A 17,597-nucleotide genomic window follows, 5' to 3' on the forward strand; every position below is an offset into this window, starting at 1 on the left:
GCTCAACAGCCTGGTGGCGATGCATCACCATCGCACCGGCAAACCGCACGGCGTGATCCACGGCGAGTTGCGGCGCGAGTGCGGCGGTCCGCCGACCGCGCTGGCCACCGCGGAGCAACTCGGCGATCGCATCGCGGCACTACGCCGGAAGTAGTGGTGCGGCGGGGAATCCGGGTCAGGCGGGAACCGGCCAGGCGGCCATGGCGCAGTCGATGGACGCGGTGAGTTCGGCCGGCGAAGCGCCGTCCCGCGCCTGGATGGACAGGCCGTAGAGGACCGTGGCGTAGAAAGCCGCCAGGGCTGCGGTGTCGGTGCCTGCGGGCAGGTCGCCGTCGGCCACACCGCGATCGAGGCGCCGACGGATGTCTTCGGTGGTCTCGCGGCGTTTGCCGATCAGGAAGTCGCGGATGTTCGCGTTGCGCGTGGTGTAGGTGGAGCCGGCGAGCACGACCATGCAGCCGTGCGGCTTGTTGTGCTCGGTATAGGCCACGGCGTTGTCCCGCAACATCGCCTCTATGCTGCCGCGGGCGGTCGGCTCTTCGCGCAGCGCACGATCGGTGTAGCGGCCGTCGGTTCGTCCGTAGAGTTCGACGGCCTCGCGGAACAGCGCCTCTTTGCCGCCGAAGGCGGCGTACAGGCTCGGCGAGTTGATGCCCATCGCGGCGGTGAGATCGCTCATCGAGGAGCCCTCGTAGCCGTGCTCCCAGAACACCTCCATGGCACGGCGCAACGCCTCGGCGCGGTCGAAGGCGCGCGGTCGTCCCCGTTCGGCCATGCCGGAACCTTTCTGTGTCGATCGTTAAATATACCTATTGACACCGCGATGCCCATGCGTTTGGCTATTTATGTACTGATCGACACAAAATTGGAGGAGTACTGATGTCGGACCTCACGGGCAAGGTCGCGCTGGTGACCGGCGGCAGCCGCGGCATCGGCGCGGCGATCGCGCGTCGCCTCGCCGCGGCGGGTGCGGATGTCGCGCTGACCTACCAGCACGCCGAAGGGCCGGCGAAGACGGTGGCCGGCGAGCTCCAGGCGCTCGGGCGCCGAGCCATCGCGATCCAGGCCGACAGCGCCGACGCCGCCGCGGTGCGTGCGGCAGTCGACCGGGCCGCGTCGGAGTTCGGCGCGCTGGACATCCTGGTCAACAACGCGGGAATCTTCCCGGCCAAGCCATTCGAAGAGTTCACCGTCGCGGAGATCGACAACGCGTTGCACGTGCACGCGCGCGCGGCGTTCGTCGGCGCGCAGGCGGCGGTCGCGTACATGACCGACGGCGGCCGGATCATCAGTATCGGCACCAATCTGGCCGAGCACGCGCCCTTCGACGGCTTGACGCTCTACAACCTGAGCAAGTCCGCGCTCAACGGCTTCACCAAGGCGCTGGCCCGCGAACTCGGCCCGCGCGCGATCACGGTCAATCTTGTGCAACCGGGCTCCACCGACACCGACATGAACCCGGAGGATGGCGACCACGCCCCACAGCAGCGCGAGTTGACCGCTCTCGGCCGCTTCGGCACCGCCGACGACATCGCCGCCACGGTGGCTTTCCTGGCCGGTCCGTCCGGGCGCAGCATCACCGGCGCGTTCCTCACCGTGGACAGCGGCACCAACGCCTGATCACGCGGGGAAATACGGCCCTGGCGACACGCCGGCCCCCGGATCCACCCGCCCGTCGCTCAGGCCGGCGCTGTGGTGAAGAACCGCGACGGATCGAGCGCGCCGATCGGCGTCCATCGCACGGGTGGGGCCGACTCGTCCGAATCCTGCGGGCTCGCAGCGAAATAGCCCTGGATCTCCAGGGCCAGCCGTGGGTTCTCGTCGACCTTGCGCGCCATCTCGTAATAGACGGCGAGAACGTGCACGCACCGCGCCGATCGTGCCGTGCAGGAGCAGTCGGTGCCCGCCAGGACCGGGGCGAGCGGGATTCTCGCCGCTGCGATGGCGCGATGCATGTCGTCGGTCAGCACGGACGGGTCCGGCACGATCGCGGCGATGGCCGTGATCGTGGTTCTGGTCAGCGGCGCCACTTCCAGGTGGGTCAGCGAGGCCTGACCGCCACGGTGGATGGTGGCCCGCACGACCCGCCCCTCGACGGTGGCCTGCACACCGTTGTTGCGTGCGATGCTGCGGGCGCGCGGGAGCAGGGGATCGGGTCGGGTCTGGCGCAGCGGCTCGGCGAGGCGCACCCAGTCCATGCCCCAGGCGGTGTAGCCGAATTCGTTGTCCGCCATCAGTTCTCCCTCTTGCGGCGCAGGATCTCGATGAGCTGTTCGTCGCCGAGCGCGGCGAGAGCCGCGATGCCGGTCGCGTCGCCGAGGTCGGTCAGGACCGCCTTGCGGTCGTGCATGCCCGCGATGTGCTCCTCCACGGTCGTGGCCGAGGTGAGTGTGGTGACGGTGACGGTGCGGGTCTGGCCGATCCGGTGGGCGCGGTCGGAGGCTTGCGCCTCCACCGCCGGGTTCCACCAGCGGTCGAAGTGGATGACATCGGCGGCGCGGGTCAGGGTGAGCCCGGTGCCCGCCGCGCGCAGGCTCAGCACCAGTATCGGCGGCCCGTCCTCGGCCTGGAACCGGGACACGATCTCGGCGCGTTCGGCCTGGTTCAGCCCGCCGTGGAAGAACGGCGCCGTCACCCCGAACTGTTCGGCGACATGGCGCACGAGCAGCTCACCGGTCCGGCGGTACTGGGTGAACACCAATGTGGGGCTGGCGGTGTCGAGATTGGTGGCCAGGATGTCGGTGCACAGGTCGAGTTTTCCGGATCGGCCGACCAGCTCGCGGAGTTCGCCGGTGACCAGCCCGGGATGGTTGCACACCTGCTTGAGCGAGGTCAGCGCAGCGAGCACGCGGCCGTGGCGCTCGATGCCCGCACCGAATCCACCGTCGACGGCCTGGGCGAGCAGCTGATCGTAGAGCTGCTCCTGCTCGGTGGTGAGGTCGCAGAGCAGGTCGCTCTGGATCTTCGCGGGCAGCGCCGCCGCGACCTGACTTTTCTTGCGCGCCAGCACGACCGGTTCGATGGTGTCGCGCAACCGCGCCGCCGCGGTCGCCGAACCGTCCTGGATCGGCCGCACAAATCGCCGCCGGAACTGCGTGCGGTGCCCGAACAACTGTGGCGCGACCAGGTTCAGCAGCGCCCACAGCTCGTCGAGGTGGTTCTCCACGGGTGTGCCGGTCAACGCGATCGTCGCGGCCGCGCCGATCGCCCGCGCCGCCTTCGCGACCTGGGTGCGCGGATTCTTCACCGCCTGCGCCTCGTCGAATACGGCCGTCGCCCAGCGCTGTCCGGTCAGCATCCGTCCATGCAGCCGCAACATGGGATACCCGGTGACGACGACCGTCGCCGCGTCGGCCGCGATCTCGCCGCCGCGCCACGTGATCACGCGCAGTCCCGGCGCGAACCGGCCGATCTCGTGCGCCCAGTTGCCGACCAGCGAGGTCGGACAGACCACGAGTTGCGGCCCCGCCTCGGCCCGGTCGAGCAAGAAACCGATGGTCTGCACGGTTTTGCCGAGGCCCATCTCGTCGGCGAGCACCGCGCCGCCGTGCGCGTCCACGGTTTCGCGCAACCAGCCGACCCCGCGTGCCTGGTAGGGCCGCAGCTGCGCCTTCAGCGTCGCGCGCAGGTCCGCCGCCACGGCCTCCGTGTCACGCAATACGCGCAGCGCGCGCTGCGCCGACACGACCGAGGTGCCGGACGCATCCGGCACCGCATGGGCGGCTATCGGCAGTTCGGGGTCGTCGGGCGCTTCCGGGACCGGCTCGGCGCGGGCAGTGCGCAGGATGTCCTGCCAGAGCAGGACGGACCTTCCCGCGTGCTCGACCGTCAGATCCGCGAAGTCCTCCGGGCCCAGCAGCGCGGCGTCGACGTCGGTGACCTCGAGCGCGCCGTCGGCACCGGCGGGAAGCACCAGCGCGAGGTTCTCGCGGTCGCCGGAGCAGCGCGGCGCCGGTCCGGTACCCCTTCCCGTCCACGTCCACAGGGCGAACATGTGCCGATCCGGCAGGTATGTGGCGTGTGTGCTGGACAGAACGCACCCCTCAAATCAACGTATAGTGTACGGAGTATCGTGACAACGTACACCGTACTGGATTTGTTCCGAGGAGTGCCGTGAGCGAGGACCGGCGAGTGACAGCAGTGCGCGCGCATGACGGAGCCCAGTGCAGGCGAGGGGCAGTCGTGAGCGAGCGTCAGCGAGGGAACCGAAAACGCAGAGCAAACTCGCGCATGACGGAGCCGAGCCCAGGCGAGGGGCAGTCGTGAGCGAGGAAATCTCCGTTGACCAGGCGAAACAGGTGATGAGCCTGCTGTGGCGGCACGAGCGGCCCGCGCGCCCCGCGGGACGCGGCCCCAAGCAGACCGTCAGCGTCGACGCGGTGATTGCGGCAGCGGTCGCACTCGCGGACCGGGAGGGCTACGAGAAGGTCTCCATTCGCGCGGTCGCGGCGGAGCTGGGGCTTCGGCCGATGAGTCTCTACACGTACGTGCCGAGCAAAGAGGCGCTCACGATCCTCATGGTCGACGCGGTGGCAGACGAGGACGCACCCATCCCGGGTGAGCTTCCGCCGCGCGAGCGCTTGGCGACGCTGGCCCGCCAGGTTCGGGCGGAACTGATCGCGCACCCCTGGCTGCTCGAGGTCTCCCCGTGGCGGCTGGTCCTCGGTCCGGGACGGATGCGCCGCTACGAACGGCAGCTCGCCGCGATCGAGGGGATCGGCCTGGCGGACGTGGCGATGGATCGGGTGATCGCTGTGCTGTCGGAGTTCGCGACCGGCAATGCGCGCATGGCGGTCGCCGCCGCCCGCGAGACACTCAGGATGAGCGATACACGCTGGTGGGAGGTACACGGTCCGCTGCTCACGGAGGTCATGCCGCCGAGTGAGTTCCCGCTGGCAGCGCGGGTGGGCGCGACGGTGGGCGAGATGTACCAGGCGCCCGCCGACCCGGACGGCGCGTTCGACTACGGGCTGGCCCGGCTGCTGGACGGCATCCTCGGCGCGGTGCAGGCGCACTGACCGGCCGCCGGACACGCCGACAGCGGGCGACCTGTGGGTCGCCCGCTGCCGATGGTTGAACGGTGTTCTGTTGTCCGATGCTGTTGTGTCAGGACGCGAGGAGCGATCAGAGCGCGGGAGCGGACTCCGTGTCGATCACGGCGTCGAGCTCACGCAGCCGATCCATGTGTTCGTTCGCGTGGTGCTGGCAGAAGAGCAACTCTCCACCCGCGGGAAGTACGGCACGCACGCGCGCCGCCGCCCCGCAACGGTCGCAACGATCGACCGCGGTCAGTGGGGTGCTTGTCAGGGTTCCTGGCATGACTCCTCCGTCCTGGCTCCCGGTCCCATCGACCGTTCACCTGGTGTGGGGCCCGTGGTCACTCACCACGAGCTCGCTACCGCTACTTCCCAGCAGGGGTATGACTACTCTGTCAGACGTTCGGGACGGGGGACTTTGTTCCCGCGAATGATTCAGTGTGTTTTCGATAACACGACCTGGGATTTCGCTACTGGCGAACGCCACAGGTCAGGTTGTCGACGTGCACTCCATCACATCCTCGATCGGCCGATCCAGTTGTCCACCCGGAGATTACCCGTGACCTACGACACTCACACGCTGGTTCACCTATGCACTTCGGCGGAGTGGCTTTCCGCCCGGCAAACCGGCGAGTACCGCGCGCCCTCGCTCGGCGATGCGGGCTTCATCCATCTCTCGGCGCCGGAGCAGGTGCACCTGCCCGCGAACCGGTTGTTCGCGGGACGGCGCGATCTGGTGCTGCTGCGCATCGACCCCGGCCGCGTCGGCTCACCGATCAAATGGGAGCCCGGCGTGCCGACCGACCCGGAGCCGATGCTCTTCCCGCATCTGTACGGGCCGCTGCCGGTGGTGGCGGTCACCGCTGTGCAGGAGTACCTGCCCGGCGCGGACGGGACATTCGCCCCGCTCGCCGGGTGATCACCGGCCGCGGATCTCGCGGGCGAGGATCGCGGCCTGAACCCGTGATCGCACATCGAGTTTCATCAGCACCCGCGAGACGTGCGTCTTGACCGTTGTCTCGCCGATGAACAGCCTGGCCGCGATCTGCGCGTTGGACAGTCCCTCGCCGAGGCAGTCGAGTACTTCGCGCTCCCGCTCGGTGAGCTCGTCCAGCCCGGCCGGAACGGATTGCGCCGCGGCGTCATTCGCTGCGGCGAACGCCGATATCACGGCCTTCGTCACTTCCGGGGCCAGCACACCGTCACCTGCGGCGACCGAGCGCACCGCCTCGACCAGCGAGTGCCCCGACGCGGATTTCAGCACGAACCCGGACGCGCCTGCGCGCAGCGCGCGAAAGACGTACTCGTCCAGGTCGAACGTGGTCAGGATGAGTACCCTGGCCGAACCGTCGGCGGTGATCCGCTCGGTCGCGGCGATCCCGTCCATCCCGGGCATCCGCACGTCCATCAGCACCACCTGCGGCCGCAGCGCGGTGGCCTGCGTGATCGCGATATCGCCGTCGGCGGCCTCGCCGACCACCTCGATGTCGTCCTCGACGTCCAGGATCATCCGCAGTCCCGCGCGGATCGCCGCGTGGTCGTCGGCGATCACCACCCGGATCGTCATGACGCGCTCGGGGAGCCGAACGGCAAGCGGGCCAGCACTTCCCAGCAGCCGGAATTCGTTCCGGCGCGGAAGCTTCCGCCGAGCGCCGCAGCACGCTCGCGCATGTTCACCAGGCCGCGGTGCCCGGCCTGCGCCGCCGCACGGTGCGGCCGCACCGAGAGGGTCGGGTTGCGGATCGTCACGCTCAACAAATCATCCGCGGCGCGCACATCGATCGAGACCTCCTGTCCCGGCGCGTGTTTCATGGCGTTGGTCAATGCCTCCTGGACGATCCGGTAGGCGGCCTGGTCGACGGCGCTCGGCAGCGCCGCGCCGTCGAGCGCTTCGTGCACCCGCACCGAGGTCCCCGCCGCCCGTGCCGCGTCCACGAGGATCGGCAGCTGGGCCAGCCTCCGGGGCGCGGCTACCTCCTCGGCTCCGTCGCTGTGCAGCAACCCGATCATGGTGCGCATCTCCTGCAGCGCGCCGACACTGTTGGAACGGATGGATTGCATGATTCCGGCGACCGCGGGGTCGTCGTCGCGGCGGGCCGGCATCCGCAGCGCCGCCTCGGACTGGATGGCGATGGCCGACAGGTGACCGGCGATCACGTCGTGCAGGTCGCGTGCCATCTTGGTGCGCTCGTCGGCGACGGCAGCGCGCCGGTCCAGTTCGGCGACCAGGGTCAACGCCTGCGCGCGTGTGCGCTCGGCCACCGCGATCTCTTTGTGCGTGCGTACCGAGTTCGCCCACCAGAGCGGCGTCGCCACGAAACCGAACACCGCCACCAGCGCCAGCGCGACCGCACGCGGGTCGGCGGTCAGCGCCAGCGTGAGCGCCACGATCAGGGCGGAGAACGCCGACCAGCACAGCGTCGTGGTCCGCGACGCCCGGCGCCCGGCGTAGAGCACGGCGGCGTAGATCAGGTCGGCGTAGGCGAGCCACACCGGTAGCGTCGCGCCGAGCCAGCTGTCCACCAGCAGGGGAACCAGTCCAGCGAGCATGGCCGCCATCGGATTCCGGCGCCGGAAGCACATCGCCAGGCACACCGCCAGCAGCACGCCGAACCGCACCCACAGCGACAGCTGCGTGCCATGCTCGCTCATCGTGGACAAGCCGGTGAGATACAGCGCCGTGCCGCCGGCGAACACGATCACCGCGCCGAGCGCGTCCCGTGTTCTCTCGGGTATCTCCGACCACCGCCGCACGCCTCCATCACAGCACAGGGCACACGACGCGCCATCGGCCGAAGTGATGACGGAACAGTTCAACGGCTGCGACATCCGGCTAATCTGGAGGGCGTGAACGTCGACGTCACCGCACTACCCGGCATCGGTGTCCGCAAGGACTTCGAAGTGCGCTCCGGCCGCCGAATCGGCGTGGTCGCCCACCGCGACGGTGATATCGACCTGATCGTCTCCAAGCTGGAGGATCCGGATGCCTGTGCCGCGCAGATCCCGCTGACCACCGACGAGGCGGCGGTGCTGGCCAATCTGCTCGGCGCGCCGCAGCTGGTCGCCAAGCTCAACGACGATCACCGCGACATGCCCGGGATCACCACCCGGCAGCTACCCATCGGCGATGAGTCGCCCTACGACGGGCGCACCCTCGGCGAGACCCAGATGCGCACCCGCACCAAGGTGTCCATCGTGGCGGTCATGCGGGCGGGACAGCTGCATCCCTCGCCCGGTCCCGATTTCACCTTCACCGCGGGCGACCTGCTCGTGGTCGTCGGCACCCCGGAGGGTCTCGATGCCGCCGCGAAGATCTTGACGCACGGCTGAGCACGTGACGGACACCGCGCTCGCCCTGATCGAGCTCGGAGCGGTTCTGTTCGCCCTCGGCATGCTGGGTCGTGTCGCGGGCCGTTTCGGGATGTCACCGATCCCGCTGTACCTGATCGGCGGTGTTGCCTTCGGGCAGGGCGGTGTCATCGAACTCCAGTCGGCCCACGAATTCGGCCATATCGCCGGAGAGATCGGCGTTGTCCTGCTGCTCTTGCTGCTCGGGCTGGAGTACACCGCCACGGAGCTGGTCACCGGACTGCGCCGCTCCTGGGCCGCCGGAATCGTCGACATCGCCGTCAACGCGACACCCGGCGCGGTGGTGGCCCTGATGCTGGGCTGGGGTTTCACCGGCGCGATCACCATGGCGGGCGTCACCTACATCTCCTCCTCGGGCATCGTCGCGAAAGTCCTCGACGATCTCGGCCGCCTCGGTAACCGCGAGACCCCGGTGATCCTGTCGATCCTGGTGTTCGAGGATCTGGCGATGGCGGTGTACCTGCCGATCCTCACCACGGTGCTGGCCGGGCTCAGTTGGATGAGCGGGATGCGTGCGCTGGGAGTCGCGCTGGTGACGATCACCCTGGTACTCCTGGTGGCGCTGCGCTACGGCCGCCACGTCTCGGCGATCGTGGACAGCGCCGACCGCGAAGTATTCCTGCTGACGTTGCTCGGCGGGGCGCTGCTGGTGGCGGGCATCTCCTCGGCGTTGAGCGTCTCGGCGGCAGTCGGGGCGTTCCTGCTGGGTATCGCGATCTCCGGGTCGACGGCGTATGAGGCGGCGAGACTCCTCGAACCGCTGCGCGACCTGTTCGCCGCGATCTTCTTCGTGGCGTTCGGACTCAATACCGATCCGCGGGCGATTCCGCCGGTGCTGGGCTGGGCGATCGCGCTGGCGGTGGTCACGCTGGCGACGAAGGTGGCCACCGGCTGGTGGGCCGCGGCCAGACAGGGCATCCGCCGGATGGGCCGGGCCAGGGCGGGCGCGGCGCTGGTGGCCCGAGGCGAATTCTCCATCGTCATAGCGGGATTGGCGGTGGGCGCGGGTGCGATGGACGGGCAGCTCACCGCGCTCGCGTCGACCTACGTGCTGCTGATGGCGGTGCTCGGCCCGATCGCGGCGCGAGTGGTCGAGCCGATGGTGGGGCTTTTGCAACGCCGCGCGCGTCCCGAGCCCGCGATCTCCTGATCAGCCCGCGCGGTCTCGTCCCTGCGGCACGTTCGCCCGCGCCGGAACTGGGTTGTGGTCCCGCTGTACCGCGAGGCGGTCATAGCGCCCGATTCCGGCCGCTGGCCGGATACGCGCCCGCATTCCGGTCGCAGCGAGCTCGCGCAGATCTGCTTAGCTACCAGTCGTGGACACGTGGCGTCGGCCAACGGCCTGGACGACGAGCGGGGTCGCCGACGATTTCGTCCGATGGGACGACACCGTCGGGTGGCTGCTCGGCTACCCCTTCGTCTTCACCGAACTACGCCTAGGGCAACCGGACGTGACCGCCGTGCTGGATCTCGGCTGCGGACCAGGGTATGTGGCGCGCCGTGCGGCCGAGGAGCACGACGTCGACGTACACGCGGCGGATATCTCACCGGCGATGCTGGCCATCGCGAGTACCCGGTTCCGCCATCCCCGGGTGACCCACCACCGCACGACCGGCTGCGACCTGGCTTTTCTCCCCGACTCCTCGGTGGACGCCGCCATGTCCTGCTTCGTCTTGGTCTGCGTGCCCGAACCGCGGCAACTCCAGGATCTGGTGTCCGAAGTGCGTCGGGTACTGCGGCCGGGCGGCCGCTTCGCCGTACTCAACGCTCACCCCGGACACACCGGGGTGGCGTTCGACAGCTTCCAGATCGGGCAACCGGGTGTCGACTACCGGCCAGGCGATCCGATGCCCGTCCGGCTACGCCGAACCGACGGCGAGTGGATGGACATCGTGGACACCTACTGGTCCGGCGACACCTATCGCGAACTACTGCTCGGCGCGAACTTCGCCCGGGTATGGCAGGTAGAGCCGACGCTGGATGATGCACGGCGCCTGCTGGGCGCGGCGGCGGTAAGCCGGCGGGAGTGGACGGCCGAGCGGGAAACGCCGCCGTTCCTTCTGGTGGTCGGCCAGAAATGAGGAATGAGCCGCGGAACAGCTGTTCGGCGGCTCATTCCAGGATCTGCCTCAGTCCAGGTAGTCGCGCAGCACCTGGGAGCGGCTGGGGTGGCGCAGCTTGCTCATGGTCTTCGACTCGATCTGGCGGATGCGCTCGCGGGTGACCCCGTAGACCTGGCCGATCTCGTCGAGAGTGCGCGGCTGGCCATCGGTGAGGCCGAAGCGCAGGCGGACCACGCCTGCCTCACGCTCCGACAGGGTCTCCAGCACGGACTGCAGCTGGTCCTGCAGCAGCGTGAAGCTCACCGCGTCCACCGCGACGACCGCTTCGGAATCCTCGATGAAGTCGCCGAGCTGGCTGTCGCCCTCGTCGCCGATCGTCTGGTCCAGCGAGATGGGCTCACGCGCGTACTGCTGGATCTCCAGCACCTTCTCCGGCGTGATGTCCATTTCCTTGGCCAGCTCCTCCGGCGTCGGCTCGCGGCCGAGGTCCTGGAGCAGCTCGCGCTGGATGCGGCCGAGCTTGTTGATGACCTCGACCATGTGCACCGGGATGCGGATGGTGCGGGCCTGGTCGGCCATCGCGCGAGTGATCGCCTGCCGGATCCACCAGGTGGCGTACGTGGAGAACTTGTAGCCCTTGGTGTAGTCGAACTTCTCCACCGCGCGGATCAGACCCAGGTTGCCCTCCTGGATCAGGTCCAGGAACGCCATACCCCGGCCGGTGTAACGCTTGGCCAGCGACACGACCAGGCGCAGGTTGGCCTCGAGCAGGTGGTTCTTGGCGCGGTTGCCGTCGCGGACGATCCAGTTGAAGTCGCGGCGCATCGCGACCGGCAGCTTCTCGCCCTGCTCGGTGAACTCGCGCACCTTCTCCGCCGCGTAGAGACCGGCCTCGATCCGCTTGGCGAGCTCGACCTCCTCCTCGGCGTTGAGCAGCGCGACCTTGCCGATCTGCTTGAGGTAGGCGCGGACCGAGTCGGCCGAGGCGGTGAGCTCGGCGTCCTTGCGGGCTTGCCGCAGCGCCTCGGATTCCTCCTCGTCCCAGACGAAATCGCCGGAGGCCTTCTCCGCCGGGGTCGGCTCCCCGGCCTCCTCGCCTTCGGCTTCCTCGGTTTCGGTGTCGGCGTCGTCGGCGACGTCGACCAGATCGTCACCGTCGGCGAGGTCTTCGTCGGAAACCTCCAGCTCGCCGAGATCGTCGAGCTCGAGCGACTCGTCTTCGAGGGTTTCCTCGGCGCCGGGCTCGCCGTCCGGTCCCGCCTTCTTGGTGGTGGCCTTCTTCGCCGGAGCCTTGGTCGCCTTGGCGGCCTTCTTGGCAGGCGCCTTCTTGGCGGCGGCGGCCTTCTTCGCCGGAGCCTTCTTCGCGGCAGCCTTACGGACCGGCCGTGCTGCGGTTACATCTGCGGAGTCGGCATCGGCCGATTCGGCGGTCTGACGGGTATTCGTGGCTACCACGTACGCCCTTTCGTGACGGTCTCGTGCGGCGTCACGCCAGAGTGGTGTTCCGGCGGAGCGATCTGTCGGGTTTCACCGGCGGAGGGCCGGTCGGGGTTTCTCCGGCTCAGCCGGGCACGTTCCATTGTAACGATCTAACCAGGGTACCTATGGCACGATGCCAGGAACGGCATCCCCGCCGCGCCCGCGCGCCTCAGGGTGTGATGCCCCCGTCGATCGCCATCGCCGCGCCGACGATGCCCGCCGTATTCCGCAGGTGGGCGGGAATGACCGGGGTTCGGTTGGTCAGCAAGGGGATCCACTGATCGGCATCCCGGCTGATACCGCCGCCTGCGACGATCACGACCGGGAAGAAGAGGTTCTCCAGCGTGGAAAGTACGACGCTGACTTCGGCGGCCCACTGCGCGTAGGTCAGGCCGTCGCGCTCCTTCACCGAGGCCGCCGCGCGGTGCTCGCTCTCCCTGCCGCCGACCTCCACGTGACCGAGCTCGGTGTTGGGCACCAGCGTGCCGTGGTAGAGCAGCGCGGAGCCGATCCCGGTGCCGAAGGTCAGCAGCAGGATCAGCCCGGCGAAATCCTTTGCCGCGCCGTAGCGGTCCTCGGCCATGCCCGCCGCGTCCGCGTCGTTGAGCACGGTGACCGGACGGCCACCGAGCGCGGCCGAGAACAGCGCCCGCGCGTCGGTGCCGATCCAGGACTTGTCGATGTTGGCCGCGGTGCGCGCCACGCCGCCGGTCACCACTGCGGGCAGGGTGAGACCGACCGGTCCATCCCACTCCGCCTTGGCGACCAGCTCGGCCACCGCCTCGGCCACCGCCTGCGGTGTCGCGGGATGCGGCGTCGCGATCTTGATCCGCTCATGGACCAATTCGCCGGTGGCCAGATCCACCGCGGCGCCTTTGACGCCGCTACCGCCGATATCGATACCGAATGCGTGCCCCCGAGCGGACATGACTAACCCCTCGTTCCCTGTGCTGGCCGGTGTGGTGACAGCGTCGCCGCACCCGGACCCAGCACGCCATGACAGGGCGATGCGATGGGATGCCCGACGACGGCGCTGTGTCGTGCACGACAAGAGTAATGCGAGACCGGGGCTGGGCGTTCGACGAGGATCTGTGATGCGATGGAAGGCGTGCCGGAAACCTCATCGTCCGTGTCCGACTACACCCCCGATTCCTTCGTCTCGATCGTCGCGCGCGGCGACGAGGCCGATCTGCGCCGCGTCGCGGTCGATCTCGCCGAAACCGCCGCCGCCCATGTCCGTGCCCGCCGTCCCGAGGTGTTCGGGCCCGCGGGCGTGCACGCCGAAGGCGCCGTGCAGGCCAAGAGCCACGCGACCGACCCGGTGACCATCGTGGACACCGAAACCGAAGAGCTGATCCGAAAGCTGCTCGCCGAACAGCGCCCGGGCGACCCGATCCTCGGTGAGGAGGGCGGCGGCAGTCTCGACGACGCGAGCGCCGACACCGTCCACTGGGTCGTGGATCCGATCGACGGGACGGTCAACTTTCTCTACGGCATCCCCGGCTACGCCGTCTCTGTGGCCGCGCTGCGCGGCGGGCGACCGGTCGCGGGCGCCGTGGTCGACGTCGCGCGAGCGGCCACCTACAGTGCCGGGCTCGGACTCGGGGCGCTGCGCGTCGGCGCCGACGGCGTGGTGGAGCATTTGCGCTGCACGGCTGTCGAGTCGGTCTCGATGTCGTTGGTGGCCACCGGATTCGCCTACGGCAGCCAGCGCAGGACCCGGCAGGCCGAGCTGGTCGCGCAGGTGCTGCCGCACGTGCGCGACATTCGCCGCTTCGGCGCGGCGGCGCTGGATCTGTGCCACGTCGCCGCAGGCCGGGTGGACGCGTACTACGAGCACGGCCTCAATGCCTGGGACTGGGGTGCGGGCGCGTTGATCGCCGAAGAGGCGGGCGCGCTGCTGACCCTTCCGCCCGCCACGTCCCCGGGTACCGACGGCGACCTGGTGGTGGCCGCCGCGCCCGGTATCGCCGACGAACTCGGGGCGCTGCTGGCCCGGGTCGGCGCTACCGAGCCGATTCCCGATCGCTGATCAGCAGCGCGCCTGCCGCGCGGCGTCGAGCAGTTCGATATCGATCGCCGTGGAGTTGCCCGGCGCCGGATTCTTCAGCGAACGCAGTACCTCCTCGGCGTCGTTGCTCGGCCGGATATCCCGGAACAACGAACCGAGCACCAGATCGACCGTGTCGTCGCCGCGCTGATCCTCGATCAGCTCGGCGCACGGCGCGACCAACTGCACCGCCGCGGCGGCCGGACGCCCGCTCACACCGAAGCGGATCTGGCCCGTGCACTCCAGATCGCCGTTGACGTATACCGAATCGTTGCCGTATTGCGTCCCCGGCGCGCTCGCGAAGCCGAGATCGCCGAGCTGGGCGGCCACGTGGGCGGCTTGGCCGCGCTGGTTGTTCGCGTTCAGCACGCGGACCCTGCTGGCCGCCAGCGGGGCGGGCTCCACGTCCTGCAGTCGCCCCGCGCCGACCCGCTGGCCGAGCGGAGTCGGTTGCGGCGCACCGGGATCGGTGGCCGGACTCGGCGAGTTGCAGGCCATCGCGGTGTGGTCGACGTCCTGCGTCGTGAGTGCCTTGATCCAGACGATCCCGCAGATCAACGCGAGAACGCCGAGCATGATGAGCCAGGGCTGGGGGCGGCGCCGAAGGAACGGCCGACCGTGCGGATCCGTCGCGGTGCCTTCGGTGATCAGTGAAACCACCAACACACTCTACGAAAATGTGTCCCGGGCGCCGTGCAAGGTCTCGGTGCGTTCCGCCGACGGTGTCGATTGCCCCTCAGTTTCGACTCGGCTGTGTTTTGATTGCGACTTTTGCTCTGGGGTCCGCTATTGTCTGGCGGCCCAGATCGAATCAGCGGTGCTGAAACCGGTGGTCGGTCGCGGGAACAAGAAGGGCATGTCCTGCGTTTACCCAGCGCTATCGAGAGTGGATCGGTGCGATCCGCCCCGATAGGCGACCGGTGTGCGTGTGACGTGCACCACCGGCGGGGCGGTATCGGTCGCGCCGATTCCGGCAGGAATCAGGTGTGAGCGGACCGGTCCGGGATACACGGAGTTAGGACGAGGGGAAGACGACATGGCAACCGACTATGACGCACCGAGGCGCACCGAATCCGACGAGGTGTCGGAGGATTCGCTGGAGGAGCTGAAGGCTCGTCGTAACGAGGCACAGTCCGCCGTCGTGGATATCGACGAATCCGATACCGCGGAGTCGTTCGAGCTTCCCGGCGCCGACCTGTCCGAGGAAGTGCTGACGGTTCGGGTGATCCCGAAGCAGGCCGACGAGTTCACCTGTTCCAGCTGTTTCCTGGTCCATCACCGGAGCAGGCTGGCCAGCGAGAAGGGCGGCCAGATGATCTGCATGGACTGCGCCGCCTGATCTCGGCGAGATCGAACAATGTGTCAGCCCGCGCTCGGAAGACCGAGCGCGGCAAGGACCCGTTCGGGCCGTCGCGTACTGACCAGCCAGTACGGCGTCGGATCGTCCGGGTCGTCGAGCACGAGCAAGACCATCGGCCCGATCCAGGGGCGATGCTGGACGTAGGCGGCAGGGTCGAGCTGGCGACCCAGCGCCGCACTCTTCGCGGTGGGGGCGACGGTGGCCGCGCGGGCCACGAAATTCACCGGTAGATGCGCGCGGTCGGCGCGCAGCTCCGGCGTGCCGGTCGCGTCGAGCGCCACTTCCACGCGGTGGCGGCTCAGCCACAGCAGGATCCAGACCGGGACCGGGAACAGCAGCACGTATGGCAACCACGCACGCAATCCCGGCGCTCCCATATGGATCTCCGCGGCGAGCAATCCGGCGATGGCGAACGCCACCGGCCACCACCACAGCGGCACCCACAGACGCTCGCGGTAGCCGAGCGCGGGCGGCTTCTTCTCGTCCATGGTCACGGGATTGGGCTGGTCCGACACGAGTCAACACTAAGTCACGAGGGCAAACAGCCTACGCGTAGGCTCGTCCACCGTGAGCGCACTTTCACCCATACCCTTGCTGCGGCTGGACCCCGGCATTCCCGTGCCCACGCGTGCCCATGCGGGCGACGCGGGCGTGGATCTGTGCACCACGCAGGACGTCATCCTGGAGCCGGGGGAGCGTGTGCTGGTCGGCACCGGCGTCGCCGTCGCGCTGCCGGTCGGCACGGTCGGCCTGATCCATCCGCGCTCGGGTCTGGCGGCCAAGGCCGGGCTGTCGGTGGTGAACACCCCCGGCACAGTGGATGCCGGGTATCGGGGCGAGATCAAGGTGTGCCTGATCAATCACGACCCGCGCACGCCGATCGAATTGCGGCGCGGCGACCGGATCGCGCAATTGCTGGTGCAGCGCGTGGAGCTGGTGGATTTCGTGGAGGTCGACTCGCTGGACGAGACGACCCGTGGGGCGGGGGGCTACGGCTCCAGCGGCGGTCACGCGAGCCTGACCGCGCACACGAACGGGGCGGGCCGGGCGACCGGCAAGGAGGCATGACGGGAATGTTCGGAAAGCGAAAGAAGTCGTCGGACCGGTACGACGACGACCGGTACGACGAGGCAGGCGAGTACGCCGACGCGGACTATGAGTCCGACTACGACGACGATTACTACGACGACGCCCCCACGGACGAGCGCTCGTACGAAGGCGTGGACTTCGATGCCCCCACACTCGGGGACGGGCCCGGCCCCTACGACTACGACGAGGTCGCCGAACTCCTGGAGGACGGGTCCGAGCAGCGGCTCGACCTCGGGTCGGTGCTGCTGCCCGTCCCGCCCGGCGGCCAGCTGCAGGTCGAGATGACTCCGGAAGGCCAGCCGCAGGCGGTGCACTTGGCTACCGAGCACGGCCGGATCACCGTCGCGGCGTACGCCGCGCCCAAGACGTCGGGTCAATGGCGTCTGGTCGCCGCGGATCTCGCCGATTCACTCCGCAAGGACGGCGCCAGGGTCTCGGTGGAGAACGGGCCGTGGGGCCGGGAGCTGCTGGCGCTCACCGAGGGTGCCGATCTGCGCTTCATCGGCGTGGACGGCTACCGCTGGATGGTGCGTCTGGTCGCCGCGGGCCCTTCCGGCGCGGCGAACGACGGCAGCCCGCTGGTCAAGGCGGCGAGGGCCATCCTCAGCGAGACGGTGGTGCGGCGCGGCGAGGATCCGCTGCCGGTGCGTGACCCGCTGCCGGTGGTGCTGCCGCAGCAGTTGGCCGAGCAACTGGCCGCGGCCCATCAGCAGCAGGTGGAAGCCCAGCAGCAGGCGATGGCCGCGCAAGCGGCCGCGGCGCAGACCGGGGCACAACCGGTGCTGCCGCGCGTACCGGAGGGGCCACGCCGCGGCGCGGACGGGTCGGCTATGCAGCAGCTCGGCTTGAACTGAGCGGGCGGCCGGGAACTCAGCCGAAGGTGCCGATTCCGGTATGTCCGAGGATCGCGGGATCCGCGCCCAATTCGGCCAAGGTGATCCGGTGCAGCTGCGCGTGTGGGGCCAGCGCGGCCCACTCCTCGGCCACCGCCACCGGATGTACCGGGTCGTCGATCGCGGTGACCACGGCGATCGGCAGCTCGAAGGTGGCCAGCTTCTCGGCGTCCGGCCATTTGTAGTCGGCGGCCTCTTCCAGCGCCGCCGGTAGGTCCGGCCATTGCGCACGCCAGGATTGGGTCAGCGCGTCCGCCA

21 protein-coding genes are annotated in these 17,597 nt (G+C 69.1%); 10 read left to right on the forward strand and 11 right to left on the reverse strand.

Annotated features, from left to right (window positions below; genetic code table 11):
• Window positions 1-175 precede the first annotated feature (175 nt).
• A complete protein-coding gene (locus NA4_RS26380) occupies window positions 176-775 on the reverse strand; it encodes a TetR/AcrR family transcriptional regulator (protein WP_067475585.1) in 600 nt (199 codons plus the stop codon).
• Window positions 776-879: 104 nt separating this feature from the next.
• On the opposite strand from NA4_RS26380, the gene NA4_RS26385 reads away from it, so the two are divergent.
• Window positions 880-1,620, forward strand: coding sequence for an SDR family NAD(P)-dependent oxidoreductase (locus tag NA4_RS26385; protein ID WP_067475589.1), 741 nt, complete (start codon window positions 880-882; stop codon window positions 1,618-1,620).
• Window positions 1,621-1,679: 59 nt separating this feature from the next.
• Here the strand turns inward: NA4_RS26385 and NA4_RS26390 are convergent, their stop codons facing one another.
• Both NA4_RS26390 and NA4_RS26395 read right to left on the reverse strand, forming a co-directional pair.
• Window positions 1,680-2,234 (reverse strand): hypothetical protein, encoded by a 555-nt coding sequence (locus tag NA4_RS26390; RefSeq protein WP_067475592.1) that lies wholly within the window; start codon window positions 2,232-2,234, stop codon window positions 1,680-1,682.
• Window positions 2,234-3,994 carry a DEAD/DEAH box helicase gene (locus NA4_RS26395; protein WP_067475595.1) on the reverse strand — a complete coding sequence of 587 codons (1,761 nt, stop codon included), beginning with the start codon at window positions 3,992-3,994 and terminating at the stop codon, window positions 2,234-2,236. The genes NA4_RS26390 and NA4_RS26395 overlap by 1 nt, the downstream gene beginning before the upstream one ends.
• Before the next feature lie 307 nt (window positions 3,995-4,301).
• On the opposite strand from NA4_RS26395, the gene NA4_RS26400 reads away from it, so the two are divergent.
• Window positions 4,302-5,018 (forward strand): TetR/AcrR family transcriptional regulator C-terminal domain-containing protein, encoded by a 717-nt coding sequence (locus NA4_RS26400; RefSeq protein WP_067475636.1) that lies wholly within the window; start codon window positions 4,302-4,304, stop codon window positions 5,016-5,018.
• 106 nt (window positions 5,019-5,124) lie between these two features.
• Here NA4_RS26400 and NA4_RS26405 read toward each other — a convergent pair whose 3' ends face one another.
• A complete protein-coding gene (locus NA4_RS26405) occupies window positions 5,125-5,319 on the reverse strand; it encodes a DUF7455 domain-containing protein (protein ID WP_036538000.1) in 195 nt (64 codons plus the stop codon).
• A gap of 276 nt (window positions 5,320-5,595) precedes the next feature.
• Here NA4_RS26405 and NA4_RS26410 point away from each other — a divergent pair, with 276 nt between their 5' ends.
• On the forward strand, window positions 5,596-5,955 hold the full coding sequence (locus tag NA4_RS26410) for a DUF952 domain-containing protein (protein WP_067475598.1): 360 nt from the start codon (window positions 5,596-5,598) through the stop codon (window positions 5,953-5,955).
• Here the strand turns inward: NA4_RS26410 and NA4_RS26415 are convergent, their stop codons facing one another.
• Entirely contained in the window at window positions 5,956-6,603 is a 648-nt protein-coding gene (locus NA4_RS26415) for a response regulator (protein WP_067475601.1), read from the reverse strand.
• Window positions 6,600-7,790 (reverse strand): sensor histidine kinase, encoded by a 1,191-nt coding sequence (locus NA4_RS26420; protein ID WP_067475604.1) that lies wholly within the window; start codon window positions 7,788-7,790, stop codon window positions 6,600-6,602. The genes NA4_RS26415 and NA4_RS26420 overlap by 4 nt, the downstream gene beginning before the upstream one ends.
• Window positions 7,791-7,883: 93 nt before the next feature.
• On the opposite strand from NA4_RS26420, the gene NA4_RS26425 reads away from it, so the two are divergent.
• The 3 genes from NA4_RS26425 (at window position 7,884) to NA4_RS26435 (ending at window position 10,486) form a co-directional block, all read left to right on the forward strand.
• Window positions 7,884-8,366, forward strand: coding sequence for a cation:proton antiporter regulatory subunit (locus NA4_RS26425; RefSeq protein WP_067475608.1), 483 nt, complete (start codon window positions 7,884-7,886; stop codon window positions 8,364-8,366).
• A 4-nt stretch (window positions 8,367-8,370) separates the two neighbouring features.
• Complete coding sequence (locus NA4_RS26430; protein WP_067475611.1) at window positions 8,371-9,555, forward strand: cation:proton antiporter; 1,185 nt, start codon at window positions 8,371-8,373, stop codon at window positions 9,553-9,555.
• Window positions 9,556-9,721: 166 nt separating this feature from the next.
• Window positions 9,722-10,486 carry a class I SAM-dependent methyltransferase gene (locus tag NA4_RS26435; protein WP_067475615.1) on the forward strand — a complete coding sequence of 255 codons (765 nt, stop codon included), beginning with the start codon at window positions 9,722-9,724 and terminating at the stop codon, window positions 10,484-10,486.
• Window positions 10,487-10,534: 48 nt separating this feature from the next.
• On the opposite strand, the gene NA4_RS26440 is transcribed toward NA4_RS26435, so the two are convergent.
• Entirely contained in the window at window positions 10,535-11,923 is a 1,389-nt protein-coding gene (locus NA4_RS26440) for an RNA polymerase sigma factor (RefSeq protein WP_067475618.1), read from the reverse strand.
• 193 nt (window positions 11,924-12,116) lie between these two features.
• On the reverse strand, window positions 12,117-12,875 hold the full coding sequence (ppgK, locus tag NA4_RS26445; protein ID WP_067475620.1) for a polyphosphate--glucose phosphotransferase: 759 nt from the start codon (window positions 12,873-12,875) through the stop codon (window positions 12,117-12,119).
• A gap of 171 nt (window positions 12,876-13,046) precedes the next feature.
• On the opposite strand from ppgK, the gene NA4_RS26450 reads away from it, so the two are divergent.
• Entirely contained in the window at window positions 13,047-13,979 is a 933-nt protein-coding gene (locus tag NA4_RS26450; RefSeq protein WP_084497460.1) for an inositol monophosphatase family protein, read from the forward strand.
• Here NA4_RS26450 and cei read toward each other — a convergent pair whose 3' ends face one another.
• Window positions 13,980-14,657: an envelope integrity protein Cei gene (gene cei, locus NA4_RS26455; protein WP_067475642.1), complete on the reverse strand. Its 678-nt coding sequence runs from the start codon at window positions 14,655-14,657 to the stop codon at window positions 13,980-13,982.
• Between the two features lie 376 nt (window positions 14,658-15,033).
• Here cei and NA4_RS26460 point away from each other — a divergent pair, with 376 nt between their 5' ends.
• Window positions 15,034-15,336 (forward strand): DUF4193 domain-containing protein, encoded by a 303-nt coding sequence (locus tag NA4_RS26460; RefSeq protein ID WP_067475623.1) that lies wholly within the window; start codon window positions 15,034-15,036, stop codon window positions 15,334-15,336.
• A gap of 23 nt (window positions 15,337-15,359) precedes the next feature.
• Here the strand turns inward: NA4_RS26460 and NA4_RS26465 are convergent, their stop codons facing one another.
• Window positions 15,360-15,845: a DUF3093 domain-containing protein gene (locus NA4_RS26465; protein WP_067475627.1), complete on the reverse strand. Its 486-nt coding sequence runs from the start codon at window positions 15,843-15,845 to the stop codon at window positions 15,360-15,362.
• A 79-nt stretch (window positions 15,846-15,924) separates the two neighbouring features.
• On the opposite strand from NA4_RS26465, the gene dut reads away from it, so the two are divergent.
• Window positions 15,925-16,425 (forward strand): dUTP diphosphatase, encoded by a 501-nt coding sequence (gene dut, locus NA4_RS26470; protein WP_067475630.1) that lies wholly within the window; start codon window positions 15,925-15,927, stop codon window positions 16,423-16,425.
• 5 nt (window positions 16,426-16,430) lie between these two features.
• Window positions 16,431-17,300 carry a DUF3710 domain-containing protein gene (locus NA4_RS26475; RefSeq protein WP_067475633.1) on the forward strand — a complete coding sequence of 290 codons (870 nt, stop codon included), beginning with the start codon at window positions 16,431-16,433 and terminating at the stop codon, window positions 17,298-17,300.
• Window positions 17,301-17,316: 16 nt separating this feature from the next.
• Here NA4_RS26475 and NA4_RS41605 read toward each other — a convergent pair.
• The coding region (locus NA4_RS41605) for an alpha/beta fold hydrolase (protein ID WP_373862835.1) at window positions 17,317-17,597 on the reverse strand (281 nt) is incomplete at its 5' end.

Origin of the sequence: Nocardia amamiensis NBRC 102102, assembly GCF_001612745.1 — a bacterium.
Taxonomy (GTDB): domain Bacteria; phylum Actinomycetota; class Actinomycetes; order Mycobacteriales; family Mycobacteriaceae; genus Nocardia; species Nocardia amamiensis.